This window comes from Lysinibacillus sphaericus, assembly GCF_000600105.1.
GTDB classification, from domain to species: Bacteria; Bacillota; Bacilli; order Bacillales_A; family Planococcaceae; genus Lysinibacillus; species Lysinibacillus sphaericus.
Genome location: NZ_CP006837.1, coordinates 2,626,366 through 2,648,254, shown reverse-complemented (window position 1 = coordinate 2,648,254; position 21,889 = coordinate 2,626,366). Strand labels below are relative to the sequence as shown.

Annotated in this window: 25 protein-coding genes; 23 read left to right on the top strand and 2 right to left on the bottom strand. The window is 38.9% G+C overall.

Features of this window, described 5'->3' with window-relative positions; translation table 11 throughout:
* Window positions 1-2: 2 nt before the first annotated feature.
* From phnH to T479_RS12550, 11 genes are all read left to right on the top strand, one after another.
* Window positions 3-575: a phosphonate C-P lyase system protein PhnH gene (gene phnH, locus T479_RS12600; RefSeq protein WP_025219812.1), complete on the top strand. Its 573-nt coding sequence runs from the start codon at window positions 3-5 to the stop codon at window positions 573-575.
* Window positions 575-1,663, top strand: a complete 1,089-nt coding sequence (locus T479_RS12595) for a carbon-phosphorus lyase complex subunit PhnI (protein ID WP_025219811.1) — start codon at window positions 575-577, stop codon at window positions 1,661-1,663. Before phnH ends, T479_RS12595 begins: the two co-directional genes overlap by 1 nt.
* The gene (locus T479_RS12590; protein ID WP_025219810.1) at window positions 1,660-2,505 is read left to right on the top strand and encodes an alpha-D-ribose 1-methylphosphonate 5-phosphate C-P-lyase PhnJ; all 846 of its coding nucleotides are present in this window, start codon (window positions 1,660-1,662) and stop codon (window positions 2,503-2,505) included. Before T479_RS12595 ends, T479_RS12590 begins: the two co-directional genes overlap by 4 nt.
* Window positions 2,505-3,341: an ATP-binding cassette domain-containing protein gene (locus tag T479_RS12585; RefSeq protein WP_374116271.1), complete on the top strand. Its 837-nt coding sequence runs from the start codon at window positions 2,505-2,507 to the stop codon at window positions 3,339-3,341. Before T479_RS12590 ends, T479_RS12585 begins: the two co-directional genes overlap by 1 nt.
* A gap of 11 nt (window positions 3,342-3,352) precedes the next feature.
* A complete protein-coding gene (gene phnM / locus T479_RS12580) occupies window positions 3,353-4,525 on the top strand; it encodes a phosphonate metabolism protein PhnM (protein ID WP_025219808.1) in 1,173 nt (390 codons plus the stop codon).
* 10 nt (window positions 4,526-4,535) lie between these two features.
* Window positions 4,536-5,234, top strand: a complete 699-nt coding sequence (phnL, locus tag T479_RS12575) for a phosphonate C-P lyase system protein PhnL (RefSeq protein ID WP_025219807.1) — start codon at window positions 4,536-4,538, stop codon at window positions 5,232-5,234.
* Complete coding sequence (locus T479_RS12570; RefSeq protein ID WP_025219806.1) at window positions 5,231-6,040, top strand: PHP domain-containing protein; 810 nt, start codon at window positions 5,231-5,233, stop codon at window positions 6,038-6,040. The genes phnL and T479_RS12570 overlap by 4 nt, the downstream gene beginning before the upstream one ends.
* Window positions 6,041-6,156: 116 nt before the next feature.
* The gene (locus T479_RS12565; RefSeq protein WP_024360969.1) at window positions 6,157-7,197 is read left to right on the top strand and encodes a PhnD/SsuA/transferrin family substrate-binding protein; all 1,041 of its coding nucleotides are present in this window, start codon (window positions 6,157-6,159) and stop codon (window positions 7,195-7,197) included.
* Window positions 7,198-7,304: 107 nt separating this feature from the next.
* Window positions 7,305-8,141 (top strand): phosphonate ABC transporter ATP-binding protein, encoded by an 837-nt coding sequence (gene phnC, locus T479_RS12560; RefSeq protein ID WP_025219805.1) that lies wholly within the window; start codon window positions 7,305-7,307, stop codon window positions 8,139-8,141.
* A gap of 14 nt (window positions 8,142-8,155) precedes the next feature.
* A complete protein-coding gene (gene phnE / locus T479_RS12555) occupies window positions 8,156-8,947 on the top strand; it encodes a phosphonate ABC transporter, permease protein PhnE (protein WP_305981527.1) in 792 nt (263 codons plus the stop codon).
* Window positions 8,947-9,792 (top strand): PhnE/PtxC family ABC transporter permease, encoded by an 846-nt coding sequence (locus tag T479_RS12550; protein WP_024360966.1) that lies wholly within the window; start codon window positions 8,947-8,949, stop codon window positions 9,790-9,792. Before phnE ends, T479_RS12550 begins: the two co-directional genes overlap by 1 nt.
* Before the next feature lie 132 nt (window positions 9,793-9,924).
* On the opposite strand, the gene T479_RS22900 is transcribed toward T479_RS12550, so the two are convergent.
* The gene (locus tag T479_RS22900) at window positions 9,925-10,893 is read right to left on the bottom strand and encodes a methyl-accepting chemotaxis protein (protein WP_052599500.1); all 969 of its coding nucleotides are present in this window, start codon (window positions 10,891-10,893) and stop codon (window positions 9,925-9,927) included.
* A gap of 5 nt (window positions 10,894-10,898) precedes the next feature.
* Window positions 10,899-11,609 (bottom strand): MCP four helix bundle domain-containing protein, encoded by a 711-nt coding sequence (locus tag T479_RS22895; RefSeq protein ID WP_052599498.1) that lies wholly within the window; start codon window positions 11,607-11,609, stop codon window positions 10,899-10,901.
* A 1,122-nt stretch (window positions 11,610-12,731) separates the two neighbouring features.
* On the opposite strand from T479_RS22895, the gene T479_RS12540 reads away from it, so the two are divergent.
* From T479_RS12540 to T479_RS12485, 12 genes are all read left to right on the top strand, one after another.
* Entirely contained in the window at window positions 12,732-14,090 is a 1,359-nt protein-coding gene (locus T479_RS12540) for an aspartate kinase (RefSeq protein ID WP_024360964.1), read from the top strand.
* Window positions 14,091-14,320: 230 nt separating this feature from the next.
* The gene (locus T479_RS12535; protein ID WP_024360963.1) at window positions 14,321-14,503 is read left to right on the top strand and encodes a hypothetical protein; all 183 of its coding nucleotides are present in this window, start codon (window positions 14,321-14,323) and stop codon (window positions 14,501-14,503) included.
* Window positions 14,504-14,783: 280 nt separating this feature from the next.
* The gene (locus tag T479_RS12530; protein ID WP_029747066.1) at window positions 14,784-15,464 is read left to right on the top strand and encodes an adenosylcobinamide amidohydrolase; all 681 of its coding nucleotides are present in this window, start codon (window positions 14,784-14,786) and stop codon (window positions 15,462-15,464) included.
* On the top strand, window positions 15,461-16,417 hold the full coding sequence (gene cbiB, locus T479_RS12525; RefSeq protein WP_025219804.1) for an adenosylcobinamide-phosphate synthase CbiB: 957 nt from the start codon (window positions 15,461-15,463) through the stop codon (window positions 16,415-16,417). The genes T479_RS12530 and cbiB overlap by 4 nt, the downstream gene beginning before the upstream one ends.
* Entirely contained in the window at window positions 16,404-17,489 is a 1,086-nt protein-coding gene (locus T479_RS12520; RefSeq protein WP_038509739.1) for a pyridoxal phosphate-dependent aminotransferase, read from the top strand. The genes cbiB and T479_RS12520 overlap by 14 nt, the downstream gene beginning before the upstream one ends.
* A 5-nt stretch (window positions 17,490-17,494) precedes the next feature.
* Entirely contained in the window at window positions 17,495-18,103 is a 609-nt protein-coding gene (locus T479_RS12515; protein ID WP_025219803.1) for a histidine phosphatase family protein, read from the top strand.
* Between the two features lie 13 nt (window positions 18,104-18,116).
* Window positions 18,117-18,692 (top strand): bifunctional adenosylcobinamide kinase/adenosylcobinamide-phosphate guanylyltransferase, encoded by a 576-nt coding sequence (locus T479_RS12510; protein WP_024360960.1) that lies wholly within the window; start codon window positions 18,117-18,119, stop codon window positions 18,690-18,692.
* Window positions 18,693-18,907: 215 nt separating this feature from the next.
* Entirely contained in the window at window positions 18,908-19,684 is a 777-nt protein-coding gene (gene cobS / locus T479_RS12505; RefSeq protein WP_024360959.1) for an adenosylcobinamide-GDP ribazoletransferase, read from the top strand.
* Complete coding sequence (locus tag T479_RS12500) at window positions 19,657-20,253, top strand: histidine phosphatase family protein (RefSeq protein WP_025219802.1); 597 nt, start codon at window positions 19,657-19,659, stop codon at window positions 20,251-20,253. Before cobS ends, T479_RS12500 begins: the two co-directional genes overlap by 28 nt.
* A complete protein-coding gene (locus tag T479_RS12495; RefSeq protein WP_025219801.1) occupies window positions 20,205-20,597 on the top strand; it encodes a bifunctional adenosylcobinamide kinase/adenosylcobinamide-phosphate guanylyltransferase in 393 nt (130 codons plus the stop codon). Before T479_RS12500 ends, T479_RS12495 begins: the two co-directional genes overlap by 49 nt.
* Window positions 20,598-20,643: 46 nt before the next feature.
* The gene (locus T479_RS12490; protein ID WP_024360956.1) at window positions 20,644-21,138 is read left to right on the top strand and encodes an ECF transporter S component; all 495 of its coding nucleotides are present in this window, start codon (window positions 20,644-20,646) and stop codon (window positions 21,136-21,138) included.
* Complete coding sequence (locus T479_RS12485) at window positions 21,135-21,821, top strand: hypothetical protein (RefSeq protein ID WP_025219800.1); 687 nt, start codon at window positions 21,135-21,137, stop codon at window positions 21,819-21,821. The genes T479_RS12490 and T479_RS12485 overlap by 4 nt, the downstream gene beginning before the upstream one ends.
* Window positions 21,822-21,889: the final 68 nt, after the last annotated feature.

Below are 21,889 nucleotides of genomic sequence, written 5' to 3'. Positions count from 1 at the left end.
ACATGGAAACGGTACACTTTACGCAACTGACATTTCGTACATTAATGGATTGTTTTGCTCGACCAGGCAGTAAAGGGACGTTACAAACTTTGCATTCCATCGATGGGCTATATCCTCAAACATTATCTGTTTTAATGACATTGTTCGATGGAGAAATCAGCTTTCAAGCAGTGGATGACTCGAAGCGACTTCACCAAGAACTACGTCAATGGACAGGCGCAAAAGTAAAAGATTTCCATGAAGCGGATTTTATCATTGTGCCTGCAAATGCTAACAAAGAGCAAATATTGAAAGTGTTAGAAGTAGTGAAAATAGGAAATTTAATTGATCCACAGCAATCCGCTACAATCGTCATGGAATTGCCACAGCAGTCAAACGAAGTTGTCTATCAATTAACAGGGCCTGGTATTTTGCATAAAGAACTAGTGGAACTGGGATTATCTCCTGATATTTTGGCGTTGCGTGCAATTCGAAATCGAGAGTTTCCGCTAGGAGTCGATTTGATTTTAATAGATGAAAATGGTAAGGTGCTCGCTTTACCACGCACAACGAAGTTGGAAGAGGTGAAAAGCTAATGGCGTATGTAGCAGTTCGTGGTGGCGCCGAGGCGATTGAAGCATCTTTAGAGCATTTGCAGTATGAGCGCGTGAAGCGAGGCGCACATATTTCAGTGCATACATTACAGTCCACAATGCGAGGTTTTTTAGATCAAGTCATGTCGGAAAGTAGTTTATATAGTGAACGTTTAGCCTCTTTAGCGATGAAACAAAGCGAGGGCAATGCAGAGGAGGCTGTATTTTTATTACGTGCGCACCGCTCCACATTACCACGCTTGTATTATTCAACTGTAACGAATGCGAGAGAAATGTTTGTCCTACGACGCATATCGGCTAGTTTTAAAGATATTCCAGGAGGGCAAATTTTAGGGGCTTCACACGATTATTTACACCGCTTATTGGATTTTGATTTGCTGGAGGAAACCGTAGCAGATGTTGAGCTAAAAAAGGCGGCATTTGAACAAATAAATAAACCGGAAGAAAGTGAACTTGCATTAGAGCAGCTACCAAAAGTAATGGATTATTTACGCGATGAAGGTCTAATAAGAAAGTTCGCTTTAAATAATCAAGAACCCAAAGATGTGACGAAGCAAGCCATAACGTTTCCAACAAATCGTTCTCAACGTTTGCAAACATTAACAAGGGGACAAACAGGGACGATTACATCTCTTGGTTATGCAGGTCTTCGCGGCTACGGTGCATCACATCCAAATGTTGGGGAGGTACGGGTAGGTTGGCAACCAATTTATGTTGCATTAGAAGACGACGATATGGACCCTTATTATATTGGCGCCATTAAACTAACGGAAGTAGAGTCGTTTATTCCTGTTGATGTAGATGAAGATGGACAACAAGTGTTGGAATTCGATGTTGGCTATGGTGCATGTTTTGGACAAAACGAAACAAAAACCATTGCGATGTCTATCGTAGATCATGCACTAGAAGTTGGAGGCGATTCTCCAATCCATGACGAAGAATTTGTACTACTTCACGTGGATATGATTGAATCTACAGGATTTATCTCACACTTGAAGATGCCGCATTATGTCACATTCCAAGCGAAGTTAGAACAAATGCGCAGTATAAAAAAGGAGGGGCACCGATGAGCGCAGTACCATTTGCTTTGTTAGACGAACAGTCAAAGCGTGAAATCCGACGAGCAATTTTGAAAGGAATAGCTATTCCTGGCTATCAAGTGCCATTCGCCTCGCGTGAGTTGCCAATTGCCCGAGGGTGGGGAACAGGGGGCTTGCAGGTAACACTCGCATTAATTGGTAAAAATGATGTATTGAAAGTTATTGACCAAGGTTCGGATGACTCCGTCAATGCGGTTAATATAAAAAAGCTTGTGACCAAGACAACGGGTGTTCAAACAACGTCTCGTACGCAAGATGCCACGCTTGTACAATCACGCCATCGCATTCCTGAAGTGCCATTACGTGCAGATCAAGTGTTAGTGCTACAAGTACCAGAGCCAGAGCCGTTGCGGGACATTGAACGGAGTGAATTTAAAACAAAACGTTATCATGCAGAAAAAGAATATAGCGGTGCTTATTTAATGTTGTTTGAACAAATTATGCGCTATAACCAGACTTCTCAAGGGGCAGATTATCCAGTATTAGTCAATGGACGCTACGTCATGAATCCTAGTCCAATTCCGCGGTTTGATAACCCAAAAATACATCAAAGTGAGGCGCTTATACTTTTTGGGGCGGGACGTGAGAAAAAAATTTACGCAGTACCGCCTTATACAAATGTAGAGTCGCTTGCATTTGAAGACTATCCGTTTGTTGTCGAGCAATTTGAAGGAAAGGTGTGCCGAGAAACAGGTCTGTCAGATGTCTTTCTTGATGAGCTTACAGATGAAGTTACGGGTGAAACTTACTATGTTTGTAATGATACAAGTTATATGCAAGAAATATTACAACAAAAGGTGGCAGCAAAATGATGCAAGAACAACCGGTATTATCGATTCGACAGTTATCCAAACAGTACGGTGATGGTTGTACGCATTGTCAGCACGAAGACATGAAACTAGAAAAAAATTTTTGCCCTGTCTGTAAAACTGTCTATGCATGTCGAAATGTATCGTTAGATTTATATCGAGGAGAAATATTAGGAATTGTCGGAGAGAGTGGCAGTGGTAAATCGACATTGATGAAAAGTCTTTACTTTGATGAGACGGTGACGTCAGGAGAAGGCTATTTAGTAGATTATGAAAATGGGCACAACAATATTTTTACTGAATCGAGTCAAATGAAGCGTCATATACGAAATACGATTTTAGGGATGGTTTATCAAAATCCGATGCTTGGACTGAAAATGGATTTTTCATCCATGAGTAATATTGCAGAAAAGCAAATTGCAGCAGGTAATCGTCATGTTCGTCAGATGGAAGAGCGAAGCCTATCACTTCTACAACATGTTAGAATTCCTGTCCATCGAAGTAAAGAAGCACCGAAAAATTTTTCAGGTGGCATGCAGCAACGGGTTCAAATTGCTAAGGCTATGTCCAATAACCCGCCTATTCTATTACTAGATGAAGTAACGACAGGATTAGACTTGTCTGTACAAGCAGATGTTTTAGATTTAATTAAATCGATACAACGGGAGTTAAATATTTCAATGATTGTTGTATCACATGATTTGGCCGTTATTCGTATGCTTGCTGACCGTACAATTGTCATGCTGAATGGGGAAATTATTGAACATGGGTTAACAGATCAAGTATTGGAAGATCCACAGCACGAATATACACAACAATTAGTTTACTCATTACTGTAAGGAGGTAAATGATGCTTGCGATTATAAATGGCGTTATTGTGACAGAACAGCAATTTTTAAAAAACCACATTGTATTAGTGGAGGACCATTTAATTAATGCGATTGTCCATGAAGCGGACATTGATTTACATGGTATAGAGGTTTTAGATGCTAAAGGTGGCTATGTATCACCAGGTTTTGTCGATATTCATTCGGATTATATTGAGACGATTGTCAGCCCTCGTCCAACCTCAGTAATGAGCATGAACATTGGTTTACGGGAGAGCGAACGCATTTTAATGACGCATGGCATTACAACAATTTTTCATTCCTTATCCTATTACGGGGATGATAAATACTCACATAAAGCAATTCGTAATCCGGAAAATGTTCAAAAATGTGTTGATGCGATTTACGCTTCACACGAAGAGCCACATTTAATACGACATCGTTTACATGCTCGCTTCGAAATTGATTCCATCGATCAAATCCCGAACTTAGAGCGCAATATTAAAGATGGCAAAGTGCATTTGCTATCATTTATGGATCATACACCAGGTCAGGGACAATATCGAAATCTTGAAATCTATAAAAATATTATGCGCGGCTATCGTTCCATGTCAGATCAGGAAGCCAATGTATTAATTCAAAATCAAGTTGATAAGGCGAAAATGACTTTCGATGATATTGAACGACTAAGTCGACTAGCCATTGACCATAACATTGCGGTTGCTTCACATGATGACGATGATGTAGCAAAACTTCAACTTGTTCAATCGTATGGCACAACAATCAGTGAGTTTCCTATTACACTCGATGTGGCAAAAGAAGCAAAGAAGATGGGGATGCAAACGATTGCTGGTGCACCCAATATTTTAAATGGTGGCTCCCATTCAGGGAATTTAAGCGCCAGTGAGGCGATTCAAGCACAAGTAATCGATATTATTTGTAGTGATTATTATCCTCCTGCAATGTTACACGGGATTTTCGAATTATCGAAACAATATGATGAAGATTTACACCGTTTATTCCAACTTGTGACGATTAATCCTGCACGTGCAGTAAATCTTGATCACGAAATTGGCTCGATTGAGGTTGGTAAAAAGGCAGATATATTAATTATTGAACAGATGGAAGACGGCTATCCCGTTGTTACAACAACCATGGTTGATGGCAACATTATTATGCAAACCAATTATCGCTAGGGGGGAAACGATGTTAACGATACACAATTTGCAGAAATCGTTTACTATTCATCATTTACAAAAGACTTTTCCAGCACTTGAAAATATATCATTGCATGTGAAGGAAGGGGGCTTTTTAGGGATTGTCGGTAAAAGTGGCAGTGGCAAATCGACCATCTTAAAAAGTATTTATCGCACTTATATGCCGCAAGCTGGAAACATTATATTCCATTCAGATGCCTATGGTGAGATTGATTTATTACAAGCGACGACTCGACAAATTGTTTATTTGCGAAAACATGAAATTGGTTATGTGTCGCAATTTTTAAACGTCATGCCTCGAACGACAGCATTAGAACTGGTGACACAATCTCTACTAGATATAGGGGTAGAACAACAAGAAGCTATTGCCCGAGCAAAGCAAGCATTACGTCATTTTGATTTGGAGGAAAAATTATGGAATAGTTATCCAAATAATTTTTCAGGTGGAGAGAAACTTCGTTTAAATATTGCTTGTGCGATCGTGAAAGAGCCACGCCTCCTTCTTTTAGATGAACCTACTGCTAGCTTAGATCAAGCCTCGAAAGTTAAGGTAAGGGAATCCATTGAAAAGCTAAAAGCACAAGGAACTACTTTAATTGGTATTTTTCATGATTTAGAGTTTATGGAAGGCCTGTGCGATGATGTGTTTACAATGATGAAAATTAGCGACAAGGAAGTGTTAGCGTGAAAATTGATTTGCATACACATAGTCGTTATTCCGATGGTAGCGAAACGTTGATGCAATTATTTCAGCAAGCGAAGGCAGCAGGTATCACACATCTAGGCGTTGTTGACCATGATACAACAGCTCACCATGCGGAGGGGCGTAAGCTTGCGGCACAATTCAATATCGAATTTATTGCTGGTGTTGAAATATCGGCCTATGACTTTAAGCGTCAGCGCAAAGTCCATATGCTTGGCTATGGTTTTCAAGATCAATGTCCACATATTCAAGCGCTTTGTACACCACTACTTGCTCGCCGGCACGCCCATTCATTATGGCAGTTAGCGCGCATACAGGAAGCGGGGTTCCCGCTCGATGCAAAGCAGGCACTCGCCTTTGCTCGCGAAAGCGGTACATTATATAAACAGCATATTATGAATGCGTTGACAGAAGAGGCATATAGTTCAAAATACTATCAAACATTGTATCGCTCATTATTTAAAACAGGAGTAGCAGCAGGGGATATTGTTTATGTTGATGCCTTTGATGCATTGCAAGCCATTCATGCTGATGGCGGAGTCGCTGTCGTTGCCCATCCTGGTCAGTTAAACTCTTTCGATATCACAAAGGAGCTTGTGCAAGAAGGGCTTGATGGAATCGAGTTACTTCATCCTGATCACACACCTGTGCATATGGAACAGGTGCAACAATTAGCTCAAAAATATCATTTAATCACAACAGGTGGATCAGATTATCATGGTCGTTATGGTGCACCTGTACAATTAGGGCAATATACATTATCCAATTTACAAACTGCCGTTTTTATTTAGTGAATGTAAAATTTTATTAAGAAAAATGCGGAGCTATTTCCAAGCGCTTTCCGGGATGATTAAATGGGGCATGTAGAGCAAAACTACAAAAACTGAAGTGAAAAAGGAGAAGAATAATGAACAAACGATGGTTATCAATTTTGATGGGCATGTTGACTGTACTTTTTTTAGCTGCTTGTAGTTCGGAAAATGGAACAAGTGAAACAAAGAAAGCCAATGCAAAATCAGATGGACCACTTGTAATGGTTTGGTATCCAAATGAATCAGGTTCTGAAATGGCTCCTTCTCGTGATGCTTTTGGTGCCATTTTTGAAAAGGCAACAGGGCGTAAAGTAGAACATAAATTAACGACAGATTATGCGATTGCGATTGAATCAATTGCCAATGGCAATGCACATATTGCTTTTATGGGAGCGCAAGGGTATATCGAAGCGAAGGACAAAAGTAAAGATGTCGAACCCTTAGTTGTACCATCCGGAGAGTCTGGCACATTAGACGATGCGGTCTATTATAGCTGGCTAGCGGTTCCAAAGGATCAGGCACAACAATATCAAAAGAATGGTAAATATACGTTAGATACAACGGAAGGCAAAACGATTTCTTTCGTCTCTGCTTCTTCAACATCAGGTTTCAAAGTACCAACAAGTTCAATTATTTCTCACTTTAGCGATAAAAATTTAACTGAAGAAGCTTTAATGGAAGGCAATGAAGTATATCCTGAAGTCTTATTTGGGGATTCTCACCAAGGGTCAGCTGTCAATATGTTGATGGAGCGCTCTGATATCGCAGCATTTTGTGATACATGTGTGGAGGCTTATGTTGAGCTAGTGGAAGGAAAAGAAAGTACACCAGGTGCAGTTTATAAGGTAAAAGATAATGCTGCAGCACCGTTTAACACGTTAACAGGAAAAGAATTTGTGCTGATACAGGTAACACCAGTACTTAACGCTCCATTCGTAGTCAATACGTCGGTATTAAGCGAAGAAGATATTAAGACATTAAAAGAACACTTAATCTCGGATGAAACAACCAATAACAAAAGTATTTTTGTACCAAAAGATTCCGGCGATTCTGGATTGTTCTATAGAGCGGCGGACGAGCGTTTCTTAGAAGTGGAAGATGCTTGGTTTAATCCAATTCGCGAACTATCAAAATAATACTGTACAGGGCTTTTATCTTTAAAGATAGAAGCCTTTTTCAAAAAAGTCTCAGAGATTTTCCATGCTATCAGCTTTATCAAATTACGATACAAGGAGAGAGAATAATGACTACTATTGTAATGGAAAGACAGCCCCTGCAGTCAGCATTTACTGTTGCTCCAGAAAGAGAGCAAGCCAACACGATTTTGCAGCTTCATAAAATTGCTAAAAGCTATGACCATAAGTCCATGGTGTTAAATGATATCAATCTTTCCTTGCAAGAAGGCGAGTTTGTATCCATTATAGGTCAATCGGGTGCAGGGAAATCAACATTGCTACGCTGCATTAATCGAATGATTGAACCGTCCAAAGGAGAAATTATTTTTGATCAGCAAGATATTACGTCTATCAATAAAAGAGCAATGCGGCAACAACGTGCCAAAATGGGCATGATTTTTCAGCATTATAACTTAGTTTCCCGTCTAACTGTATTTGAAAATGTGTTGCATGGTCGGTTTGGTTATAAATCCACGATGCAAGGTATCCTAAGTATTTATACAGAAGAAGAGAAACGACTTGCATTATCGATATTAGAAAAGCTGAATATGAAGGATCAAATTTATAAACGTTGTGACCAGTTAAGTGGTGGTCAAAAGCAACGAGTAGGGATAGCAAGGGCATTAGTGCAAGAGCCAAAGTTATTGTTATGTGATGAGCCTATCGCATCCCTTGATCCCAATTCATCGAAGGTCATTATGGATCACTTAAAGGAAATTTCACAGTCTATGGGCATTACTGTGTTAGTGAATTTACATCAAGTCGACGTTGCCATGCGTTATTCTGATCGAATTATCGGATTACGTAAAGGGGAGAAAGTATTTGATGATATCCCGAAGCAGTTAAACCAGCTTGCGATACGTAACATTTATGGAACAAGCGTAGATGAACTAATTACGGAATAAAAGGTTCGGAGGGTATGATGACAGAGGCGAATATTTTACGTAGGAAAAAGTGGCGAATGACAGGTGTAATGATTGTTCTGATTGTATTAACGTACGGCTCAGCAGCCATTACAAAGTTTAATATAATAGAAGGTTTATATGCGATTCCTAGTACACTTGCATGGATGATTAATAATTTAATTCCTTCAACTGAAACAATAGAAAATATTCCAAAAGTATTACAACGCCTTTGGGAGACGATTATTTTATCCGTCATAGCTTCTACTACAGCAGCCGTATTTGCTTTGCTTTTTGCAATATTAGGGGCGCAAACGACACAATTCAATCGTTTCTTTGGCTTTGTAGCACGGTTCATTGCATCCATTTTTCGTAATGTTCCAGTAATCGCATGGGCGCTTGTTCTTGTTATTTCATTTGGACATAATGTTGTAACGGGCTATTTCGCTCTATTTTTCTCGACGTTTGGCTTTTTAGTTCGGATGTTTATTGAAACAATTGATGAGGCAAGTTCAGACGGAGTAGAGGCGCTAATGGCCACAGGGGCTACATATTTTCAAATGGTATGGAAAGGCGTATTACCAGATACGATGCCTCAGATGCTTAGTTGGATATTTTATATGATTGAAACCAATATTCGAAGTGCGACATTAGTTGGATTATTAACAGGTACAGGTATTGGTTATCTATTTGATCTTTACTATAAAAAACTGGATTATAATATGCTAGGGCTTATTACCATTATGATTATCGCGGTTGTGTTTATTATTGAATTTACATCAAACAAAGTAAGGAAGGTGATTTCTTAATGCACGTGTCACCTTTAGAGACAAATGTCAAAGTAAGAAATGGTCGAATTCAAATCACTAAAATGACAAAGGCGAATATCGTCATGCGTCTTGTACTATGGGCACTACTGTTATTTACACTGATTGGACCATTTTTGCTTGATTATGGGACAATTACATGGTCAACAGCCATTTCCTTAACGCTAGGTAATTTAAAGATGATGTTTTTAGAACCTGCCTTTCATCAAATTACATTTGCTACAGCGTTAAAGCAAATTAGTATAACACTTGCATTAGCTTTTTTAGCAACGATTTTAGGAGCAGTACTCTCTTTTTTCCTTGCTATTTTTAGCGCGAAAAACTTAGTCCCTTCAATGGTGTCAAATGGGATAATCGCTTTTAACTCATTTATTAGAGCAGTACCTACAGTCCTGTGGGTGTTAATCTTTGCGATTGTTGCAGGTCTCGGTGCAATTGCTTGTGTACTGGGGATGATGCTGCATACCATTGCTTACTTAACAAAGGCATTTGCTGAATCATTTGAGGAGTTAGAAGAAGGTACTATAGAGGCATTGCGGGCCTCAGGAGCGAATTGGTGGCATATTGTATGGCATGCTGTCGTTCCGCAGTCTTCGTCCTATATGGTGTCGTGGATTTTTTTACGCTTTGAAACGAACTATGGTGTGGCAGTGGCGATGGGTGCAGCGGCGGCGGCAGGTGGTATTGGCTTTGAGTTATTTATGGCTTCTAGTTTTTACTATGATTTACACGAAGTTGGGATGATTACGTATTGCGCTCTTATTGTCGCGATTATCTTAGAGCTTGTTTCCCTTCGTATTAAAAGAAAATTAATGGCGAAATCATAAAATGAAGTGCAGAAGAAGATTTGACTTAGAACACACTGTAGGCAAATTCTAATCCTAAAAGAAACGAACGATAATAAAAACAACACCCTAATGATGGTCATTTCACACATCAATTAGGGTGTTATTTGTCGTTTAGATTTTAAAGCTACGCACCATCTGATTAAGTGAATCAGAAATGCTCGTTAATGTTTGCGCAACGCTTTGAATTTCTTCCATAGAAGCTAACTGTTCTTCTGTTGCTGCGACCACTTCCTGTGTGCTTTCGGAATTTTCCTTAAAGAGTGAAGAAACGATTTCATATTGTTGGGTAACCGTTGTAAAATCGGCTGTTAGTTGTTCTGTTGTGGCAGCTATTTCTTGTACTTTACCTGTGACATGGGCAATGGATTGCATAATATCTTGAAATTGTACCGAAGTAGTAGATGTTAATTGAACGCCACTACCGACATTTGTTTGCACTTTTTGTATCGTTTGAACGGTTTCATTGGTTGTCTCTTGAATACGTGTAATGAGTGCTTTGATTTGATTTGTCGAGCCACTGGATTGTTCAGCTAATTTTCGTACTTCTTCTGCAACTACGGCAAATCCTTTTCCATGCTCTCCTGCACGGGCAGCTTCAATGGCCGCATTTAAGGCAAGGAGATTTGTTTGTTTGGCAATGTCATTTATCAATGTTGTGATTTCACCAATTTTGACAGCATCTTCAGCGAGTGAATTGATATTTTTATTTGTTTCGTCTACCGATTGTGAAATGGCCTCCATGGACGAAACAATATCTTTAACGGATTGTGCTCCTTGATCCGCCTGTATACTAACTTCATTCGTATCTTCTGAAACATCAGCTGTATAATGTGTCATACTTTCTAAACTTTGCAATGCTTGCACGATGGCAATAGTGCTTTCGTGTAAAATGTTCGCTTGGCTATCCATACTCGTCGAGACATCTTGTATATTTTCCGTAATTTGATGAGAAGATCGTTTTGATTGTTCCGCACTCGCTGAAAACTCTTCGGAAGACGCTGCTACTTGCTCGGATGAAGAGCTAATTTGTGTCATCATTTGTCTTAATGAAGAAATGAAGTGGTTAAATGAAGTAGCCACTTCCCCTAATTCATCTTTGTTTTTACTTGGATCGTTTTAGTTAAATCGCCGTTTCCGTGTGCGATATCATTCATCTGAATATTTAGTTGGCGCAATGGTTTTAAAATGGATTGATAAAGTAAAACGCCTAAAATGATTCCAGATACTGTGGCAACTATTGCAATTCCGAGTAGAAGTGCTTGGCTCATTTTAGATTGTGATTTCAAGCTAGCGCTTGCTACTTCTGTTTGTTGATCTATTTGTGCAATAAAACGTTCAAACGAAGGGTCAAGTACTTCTTTCCGTATTCTTCGTTCTTCCCCAAAATGAATTTCAGCTGCTTTTTTAGGGTCTATCGTATGATTGTGCATAACGAATTGAACTTGATTCCAATATTTTTCGTAATTTGCCTTAATGTCATCAATGGTCTGTTGCTCTGAGGATATGATAGAAAAGGCATATAATTGATTAAATTGGTTTATAATATCGTTTGATTTTTCCTCCATTTGTGACACGAATGTTGGATCATTTGTTAATAGTAATGCTCGCTCATCATTTGAAAGACCGGCAAGCCGATATTGAATTTGCTTGGTGATTGTTTTAATTTCCATCAGATTATTTACCTCATTATTTTGTGAGACAATCTTCGATAAAGACCATGTCCCAAATCCACCTACGGCCATGATTGACAACACAAAAATTGAAGTAACAAGAATAAGTCTTGTTTTAATACGCATACAAATCCTCCATCTATTTCGATAAATTAACTTTGCTTTAAGAAAGCAAAAAGTGATAGAGATAAATAGTGATATAGTCGACTAACACCAAATGAGGTATTAACATCTTGCTTTTATAACTATTATCTTTTGCAATAAGTATTCATCTACTTGTAGTGTCCTTTATCAAACTATAATGGCTTAACAGTTTGATATTCTTTTTCAGTACTAAAATAGAATAAGAGAAAAGCAGTTATGTACTTCACTGGCTTTATCAATAAAGTAACCTAATTTGCGTCTTATATTATTTAAGGATAATGAATCTGTTATTGCTAAATATTAGTTTATTTTAACATCACATGTAGTGATTGGCGAGAACTATGTGGTAGATTTTTGCTTTTTCATATAAACATAAAGCGAGTAGTCCGTAAATTTGAGTTACTAATCTTTTGTCACACATCAATCAATCAGCAAAGCGTATTGAATCTATCTAAAATAGCAGCCATTTTACGTCACATAATAAGGAAGTAAGCGTTTGCTTTATTATATAGAAGAAAGGCAAAAGCTTGTGCATTACCAGCTGGTGTAAAAGGAACTGGAAAGGTATTAACCCAATGGACTAAAAGGGAAGCGCACAAATAAAAATGCCATCTTATATAAGGTGGCATTTTTAATCGTTGCTAACAAATTCATTATCAAATAGCACAGACATAATGATTATTGTAGCATATCATAATGACAGTAAGCGCTCTCTTCATTAGTCATAAAAGAAAACAGTTTTCAGCAAGCAACGTATGATAGAAAGCTGTTGGATGCCATTAGATGAAGGAGACGAGCTAACTTGAAGCTCGTCTTTTCATGAACAAACGTAATCGCCACGATCATATAGCTAATTTAAGCTAGTTCAAACGAAAATTTACACGATTATGTGACATATGCGAAAAAAATTTATAAAAACCTTAACTAATTCATATGAAATCCGTATAATAAATCAAACAGTGCGAAAATTGTCCATTTTTCTATCGACGAATTGCGTGAATTTTTTAAATTGTATTGACGTAGAGAACGATAATTTGTACACTGTGTACATTCAATTGTTTTTTGGAGGAATACATTATTTTAAAAAGTTAGGATTTGATAGATATGATCGTATGTAAATTTGGTGGAACATCTGTAGCAAGTGCAGAACAAATTCAAAAAGTAGCAAACATTGTAAAATCTAATCCGGCACGCAAAATCGTAGCCGTTTCAGCACCAGGAAAACGTTCTGGTGATGATATAAAAGTAACAGATTTACTAATTGACTTAGCTCATGCGGCATTACAAAATGAAAATATAGAAGAAAAACTACAAACAGTCGTTAATCGTTACAAGTCTATTGCTGACGGGTTACAGCTAGATGATACGATTTGTGACGTTATTACAGAAGACTTGCGCGAACGTGTGCAAGGTGATATTTCCAATGAAGAATTATTTATTGATAGCTTAAAAGCGGCAGGAGAAGATAACAATGCCAAGCTTATTGCAGCATATTTTAACTCTATCGGTATGCCAGCACGCTATGTAAGTCCAAAAGAAGGTTTAGTCGTCAACGATTTACCTGAGCGTACGTTTGCCTTACCTGAAGCCTATACAAATTTAGCGCCATTAAAAGATACAAAAGAAATTATTGTTTTCCCAGGTTTCTTCGGTTACACTAAAGCGGGCATATTGCGTACGTTTGATCGCGGAGGCTCGGATATTACAGGCTCTATTTTAGCAGCTGCTGTTGAAGCGGAGCTTTATGAAAACTTTACGGATGTGGATTGTGTATTTTCCGCAAATCCGAAAGTCGTGAATGATCCAGTGGAAATTAAAGAAATAACGTATCGCGAAATGCGCGAATTATCCTATGCGGGCTTTTCTGTCTTCCATGATGAAGCATTAATGCCTGTCTATAAGATTGGGGTGCCAGTTAACATAAAAAATACAAATAATCCTTCAGCCCCAGGTACTCGAATTGTACCGAGTCGTCCTGCTACAGGTCGTCCGGTTACAGGTATCTCGGCAGACAGCGGCTTTTCAACGTTATATGTGTCTAAATATTTAATGAACCGTGAAGTAGGGTTCGGTCGTAAGCTTCTACAAATTTTAGAAGATGAAAATATTTCATATGAACATACTCCGTCTGGTTTAGATGATATTTCGGTGATTATGCGATCCAACCAACTAACACCAGAAAATGAAGCGCGTATATTAACGCGTGTGAAAAATGAATTGCAGGCAGATGATGTCCAAATGCGTCATGGATTCTCAATGATTGTGATTGTTGGGGAAGGGATGCGTAATAACACAGGTCTTGCAGCACGTGCAGCAACAGCAATATCTAAAACTGGAGCTAATATTGAAATGATTAATCAAGGCTCGTCTGAAGTAAGTCTTGTATTTGGTGTTCTACAAGAGTATGAAAATCGAATTTTACAAGCACTATATGGAGAATTTTTTGCACAAGTGCAAGCATAAGTAAACCCAATACGATAGTTTTATAAAAACAATAAAATTATCTAAAAATAAAACGGAGCTGCCTTATAAGCAATGAATTCATAGCTTATAAGGCAGCTCTTTCATTTTATAAGTTACATGGATGTATGAATGCCTCCAAAAAATCAAACACTACGAGAAGGAATAGAGTTTTCTTTTATACAGTAATGCTGTAAAATCGAGTTCGTACATAGATAGGAGGTCGTAATAGATTGAAGAGTTTTTCAATGGGCATGATTTTGTCAGTTATCGGTATTTTAGTTGTCTGTTTAACCATTATGGACATTTTACCAGCATCGACGAAATCCATGAAAATTATATATGTTGGGATTGGTTGGGTTTTTATTATAGCCGGTTCAATTATTCGATTTAAAAATTTAAAGCAAAGGCAATAAGAAAATTAACTAAAATGAATGTTGCAAACATCAAAGTTATGATACAATTTCAAAGAAATAAATAATTTCAATACGATGAAGTTATTATTTTGTACTATACAAAAAATTCAGAAGGTTCAAATTTGCAGTGTATTCATAATTAAAGAATGAACAGTACAAATTCTTCTTGTAAGAATTTGTTTTTTTATTTACCTCCACTACAAAATATGGGTTCTCCCGTTGGAAAGGGAGTAGTGAATAACCAATTCGGTATATAATAAATAATGGAGGTAAGTAGACGATGATTGTACGTAAGGAAGATATAAAAATAGTAGATAATTATGTTACGATTCAAACAATAACTCCGATGAAAGTTGTCTCGTCAGCGATGCATAATCCTGGCTTTGGCTACTATACACATCTACTGAATCGCTCTGTACCAAAAACTTATGATGAACGAAAACCACATCATGAGTTGCGACGGTTTTTGCAATCAGAGGGTTATCCCATCGACAAAACCGTTGCGATGATGACAGCAGTAAACGCTCGTTTTGCAACAATACGTGAATTTACATATGAAGGTTTGCATCTAGTTGTTATGATAACAGCAGGCTTGGGCAATGCCGTTGATATTACGCGTGCATTTCATCGACAAGAGCAATATCACGCTGGAACGATTAATACTTGGGTGCTAATCAATGGAAAACTATCGGATGAGGCGTTGTTTCAGGCAATGATCTCAACGACAGAGGCAAAGGTCAAAGCACTACTAGATGAAGATATCACAGATCCTACTACGGGTACATTAGCAACAGGCACGTCAACGGATAGTTTACTTATTGCATCGACGGAAGAAGGCGATTTCCATCAATATGCAGGCCCTATTACAATGTTGGGCAAAGTGATTGGGCATGGTGTTTATGAAACGATGCGTGAGGCCATCCAAAAATACAAAAAAGAGAAAGAGGCGAATCCACTATGATTTTACTAGTGATTGCCTGTATCATTGGCTTATTATTTGATTTAGTTGTCGGTGATCCTCCTAAAATGCCACATCCAGTACGGTGGATAGGCAAACTTATTCAAGCGCAAACCGCCTTGTGGAATAAGGGCAAGATGCGAAAATTACGTGGGATGATCATGGCGTTAGCTGTTGTTGGAACGACCATGTTTGTTGTAACCGTGATAGTAGTGCTTAGTTATCAAGTGAACATTGTGTTTGGAATTCTAATAGAGGGGTTATTAATTGGCGTTGGACTAGCACAGCGTAGTTTAAAAGAAGCAGCAATAGCTGTCTATGAGCCTCTTGTCCAAGGAGATTTTGCAGAAGCACGTGTGAAATTATCGTGGATTGTTGGGCGAGATACCGATCAGCTTGACGAGGATGAAATTGTTCGGGGTGTAGTAGAAACAGTATCTGAAAATACAAGTGATGGTGTAACCGCGCCACTCTTTTATGCATTTTTATTTGGGGCAATTGGTTTATGGGGATACAAGGCAGTAAACACGTTAGATTCAATGATTGGCTATAAAAATGAAAAATACAAAGATTTTGGTATGTTTGCCGCAAGACTTGATGATGTCCTAAATTTTATTCCTAGTCGTTTAACAGGATTGTTAATGGTACTTGGTACTAAAAATGAAACAACTGTTTCGCTTGGCAAACGCTTAAAACGCTGGGTACAGGATGCTAAAAAACATCCTAGTCCGAATAGCGGTTATTTGGAAGCAGCAACTGCTGTACAGTTAGGCGTACAACTCGGCGGGAAAAATACATATCAAGGTGTTGCATCGTATAGAGCGACGATGGGTGAAAAACTTGTACCGTTAACGAAAGAGCACATTGCCACATCTGTGACTCATATGCGAATTGCTACACTGCTCTTTACGCTTGTTATGTTAGCAATGGAGGTGTTAATTTTTGCAATTACCTAATCATGGAGCAAATCCGCAAAATGTCTATCAGCAGCTCGGGCTGAAAATGCCGACAGAAGTATTTGATTTTAGTGAGAATGTCAATGCAGCAGGTCCTCCTTCTTTTGTTGAGGCACGCTGGCGCACATTTTATCCATTAATCCAGCGTTACCCAGATCCAGATGGTGAACCTTTTTTAACAAAGGTGGCCCATTTTCATCGCATTGAAAAACAGGCAATCGTCCTAGGGAATGGGGCGTCAGAGTTATTTAGTGTATTAGCCAGACGCTATGTAAATAAACGTGTTATTGTCATTCATCCGACATTTTCGGAGTACGAACGGACGCTAAAGGCTGCCGGGGCGAATGTTGTGCCAATTGTTGTGGATGATTTTATAAACTATACATTACCAATGGCACGTCTTTATCAAGAAATGGTACATGCAGATGCAGTATATATCTGTACACCAAATAATCCAACAGGTGTCTTACCAAAAAAAGAAGAACTACTCCGCTTAATAGCTTATGGAGCGGACGTAGACTGTGAACTCGTATTGGATGAGGCATTTATTGATTGGGTCAGTGAAGATCATTCGTTAATTGGCGATGTTACGCATCATCCACATGTAATTGTTGTGCGATCGATGACAAAAATGTATGCCATTCCTGGATTAAGACTCGGCTATTTAGTTGCAAGCAAAATTATTGTTTCAGAGCTAAAAGCAATGTTGTCACATTGGAATCTCAACGCATTTGCGCTTGTTATCGGTGCGGGCTGTTTGGATGAGCATGATTATTGTCAACAGGCAATCGACTATGCCACAAATCAAAGAGCGTGGCTCCAACGTTTTTTGCACGAACACGGATGCCGCGTAACAAATAGTGTGACAAACTATGTATGCTTTTCATTGCCGAGCAACCAGCATCCAGATACATTTTTCAGCTTTTGTTTAGGACAAGGAATTGTCCTGCGCCATACAAAAAACTTTATGGGGTTAAATGGTGAATGGTTCCGCATCGGTATTAAAGATGTAACAGCGATGACCTATTTACATAACTGTTTACAAACGTGGTTTAAAGCAAATAAGGGGTGAGAAAAGTGACAACTTTTTATCTAGTTCGACATGGGGAAACAGTTTGGAATAAAGAACATCGATTGCAAGGGTGGTTAGATTCTCCATTGTCTGAAAACGGCATTTTACATGCCCAAAAACTTGGTGAACAATTGAAAAACATTCCCTTTACTGCAGCGTATAGTAGCACAAGTGGTCGTGCAAAAGAAACATTACACTATTTAACAGTAGGTCGCAAGCTAGCAATTCACTATGAGGATAATCTACGTGAAATTTTTTTAGGAAACTGGCAAGGAAAAACTGTGGAGGATATTATGGTCAGCAATCGTTTTGACTACGAGCTGTATACCCATTATCCAGCACAATTTGTCGCCACTCACACCGAAAGCTTTGGCGAAGTAACAGAACGAGCGATGTATACGTTAAAAAATATTGCCCAACGCTATCCACATGAACATATTTTAATTGTGTCACATGGAGTAACGATTAAATGCATGATTAATGCCATATTAGAGCGGGGCATTGACCAGTTATGGACAGCCCCACACATAGAGGGGACAAGCGTGACTATCGTAGAGCGTACAGAAGAAAGCTGGCACGTCAAGGTTATTGGTAGCACACAACATTTACAATAGAGAGGTGAAAACAGTGCCGCTAATTTTTATTTCGGGTGGGGTTCGCAGCGGTAAATCTCACTTTGCCGAACAAGAAGCTGTTTTGCACTATCAAAATAAAGATTTAATAAACAAACGATTGATATATATTGCTTCTGGTGTTGCCATGGATGTTGAAATGGAAAAACGCATAGTGCGACACCAAGCAGATCGTTTAAAACAAGCGATTGCGTGGCATACAATTGAAGCACCTTATCAAATACAGGATGCCTTTAATACGTTGGTTGAAGGGGATATTGTACTTTGGGACTGTGTGACGACATGGCTGACAAATGCCTTTTATGAAGGGTTTGATCGTGGAACGCCATGTGTAGAAAAGCCAGGGTGTCTAGAGGAAAAAATATGGTTTATGAAAAGTGCAGTATTGACGTTACTTGACAAAAAGGTGACGCTTTTTGTCGTTTCTAATGAACTTTTTGATGAACCGCCGTATGAAAATCAGGAGGTGGAATTGTACCGCCAATTGCTCGGCAATCTCCATCAATGGTTTGTATCTATTTCACATGACGCCTATGAAATAAATTATGGTATCGTCAAGAAATGGAAATAAGGAACTAACTCTAAGCTTAGTTAGTGACTGACACAAAAAAGATGTAACTCCACAAGTAAACGGGAAAATCTAGATGGCACGGTAGCATGGAAAATGATTTTGATTGCTCCTGTAAACGTTTGCTTTTTATGTCTTATTGGCAATTGATCTACTAGATTTTTTTATATTCTTCACTAAAATTGGTTGAGATAACACGAAAGAAAGAAGGCAAGGCGATGAAAACTATATGGCACAGTGTATTGCTGGCATTTCAATTTTTTACAGTTTTGCCTGTACATAAAGAAATTCCGTTAACTAAACGGACAATTACCGGAATGTTTGCATTTTTACCTTGGATAGGGGCGCTGATGGGAGCTGTTGTTGCAGCGATAATCTACTGTTTAACACAATGGACAGCCAGCAGTGAAGTCCTCTTAACTTTTATGATTATCGGTTTATTTGCATTATTTACAGGAGGCTTGCATCTAGACGGTTTTATCGATATGGGGGATGCTTATTTTTCTTATCGCGATCGAGATAAGCGACTTGAAATATTAGATGATCCGCGAGTTGGGGCATTTGGTGTACTATCTGTGTTATTTCTAGTGTTGGGAAAATTCGTTGTGCTACATGAACTTTTTGTACAGAACAAACTTTCATTATGGATGCTTGTCTTTATCCCTTTATTGACACGTGTAGGAATGAGTTTCTATTTTCTATCGTTACAATGTTCGAAGGAAAAAGGACTTGCTTATTTTTTTAAAACACATATACATCATCGCTTACTGACAAGTTTGATGTTACTTACGCTTTTACTTGCCTATTGTGGTGTGTTCGTAGTTTCAAGCTTTTCTATAGTGCCATTGCTGTTAATGGTCGTTTTAGTCATTGCATTTGTATTGTTTCGGCAGTTTACAGTGCGTAATTTTGGCGGAGTTTCTGGGGACTTGCTAGGTGCTTCAATCGAAGGAATGGAGGTTGTGCTATGGGTGACATTGTTACTGTTCGTTTAATGAGACATGCACCAACAAAAGAAAATGTGGAAAAGCGTTATATTGGCTGGACAGATTCTTCCTTAGCACAGGCGTCGGTGCTTCCAATAGTCAATGATTCTGTCAGAAAAGTATATGGCAGTGATTTACGTCGTTGTCAAGAAACGGCGAAATGTTATTTTCCACAAGCTAGCTATATAGCCGATGCGAGATTTCGAGAGACGAATTTTGGTGATTTTGAAGGCAAAACATATGACCAATTAAAGACAGATTCTCGGTACCGTAGATGGTTAGATGACCCAATGAAAAATGCGCCACCAAACGGTGAAAGATTTGATCAGTTTTGTGAGCGAGTAGTCGCAGGTTTTTTAGCGTTACCAAAAGATGAGGATGACTATTATCTCGTTGTTCATGGTGGGGTGGTGCGAGCGTTACTTGTTGCATTTGCTCCACAACAAGAGGCTTTTTGGTCATATCAAGCACCCCATAATCGCCTATTTACGCTAACGTTTTCCAGAGCAGCTTGGAAGGAGGGAGCTAGATGCATGTCTTTATCGGAGGAGCCTATAACGGAAAAACCGCTTATGTAGAGCGATTACTAAAAGATGATCACTATACGATAATTGATGGCGAACTACCAGATGTTGCACCTGATTGTGATGCACTCATTATTAAAAATTTAGAACAATGGCTCGTAAAACGCAATTTGGAGGAAGATGAAGCCATTATCCATCACATTTTGACAACACTTAAAAGCCTTGAAAAAAACTGTGTAGTGTATATGATTGTAACCGATATGGGACGTGGTGTTGTACCGATGGAAAAGCAAGCCAGACTATTGCGTGACACGTGTGGTCGCTTGTATCAGGCGTTATTTGTAGAAGCACAACAAGTAAATCGCATTTGGTATGGCATTGCAGAACGTATTAAATAAACGAGTTTAGGCTTCAGTAGAATACTTGTAGAAAAGAGGAAATGGAATGAATCGACAAAAATTAATGAGTTTGACATTAACAGCCATGGTTGCGGCGATTTGTGCAGTTGGGGCAGTTATTAAAATTCCGTCTTTTGTATCATCGGCGGCACTCGACTCAGCGCCAGCATTTTTAAGCGTTGCATTTTTATCGCCTGTATTGGCAGGAGTAGCAGGGTTAATAGGTCATTTGATTACAGCATTGACATCTGGTTTTCTACTTGGACCTTTGCATCTTATTATTGCGGTCGAAATGTTTATTGTTGTATGGCTATTCGGTGTGATGCACAAAAAAGGTATGCATTTTTGGAAATGGCCGGTAGCGCTTATATTGAACGGTGTGATCGCACCACTCCCATTTTATTTCATCATTAGTCCAGCGTTTTTCTGGGGCTCATTAGCGAGTATTTTCATGGCAACTGTCATCAATTTATTGATTGTAGCTGTCGTGATGCCAATACTCTCGAAAGTGTTTGTTCGTAAGGCAGGGCGAGCAAATTGAGAAATGCAGTAAAAATAGGGAATCTGATTGTTACAACAGATAATGCTGCAGCCATAGGAGAAAAACCTCAAGATGTCGTATCGGCTCCGGATACATTAACGGCTTATTTAACTGGGCGCGTCACTTTTCTAGAACAGCTTGCAGCCGATGCCCTACCAAGTCATATTATTCTTGCCAACTTTTCAGGCGATGAGGCGTGGTCTCGTTATGTCGTAGGACTTGCGCAAGTCTTTGAAGAAGCAGGTCTACCATGTCCACCTGTAAATGGCAGTTCAGAATCCAATATGCCGACTGTGCAATCGGGATTATCTGTAACAATGTTAGGTGAAATGCAAACAAGGTCGTCATTTGCTCGTGACAACCTGATTTGGTATACGTATGGACTGCCACTCGTTGGCAATGAAGTGCTTGCGCAGCCTGAAGATGTGGCCCAACTACAGCCCATTTACCAAGCTTGGCGCGAGGAAATTGTGCAACAAGTTTGGCCGGTAGGTTCTCAAGGTTTACAAGCAGAATTTTTAAGACTTTTTGATCAGCAACAAATTAAAAGTTCGCTGGATGTAGGAAAAACAGCAGGGCCATGTGCGGTAATTTTACTAGGAATCAATCCAGAAAAAGAGCAACTGGCACAAAAAATTTTTACTAGAAATTTTGAGAAACTGCGTAAAACTGCATTGGAATAGGGCTTGCTTCGAGCAAAAGTAGCGTTTTCGAGAATACAAGGGGCAAAACGCCTATTGAAACGTTAAAC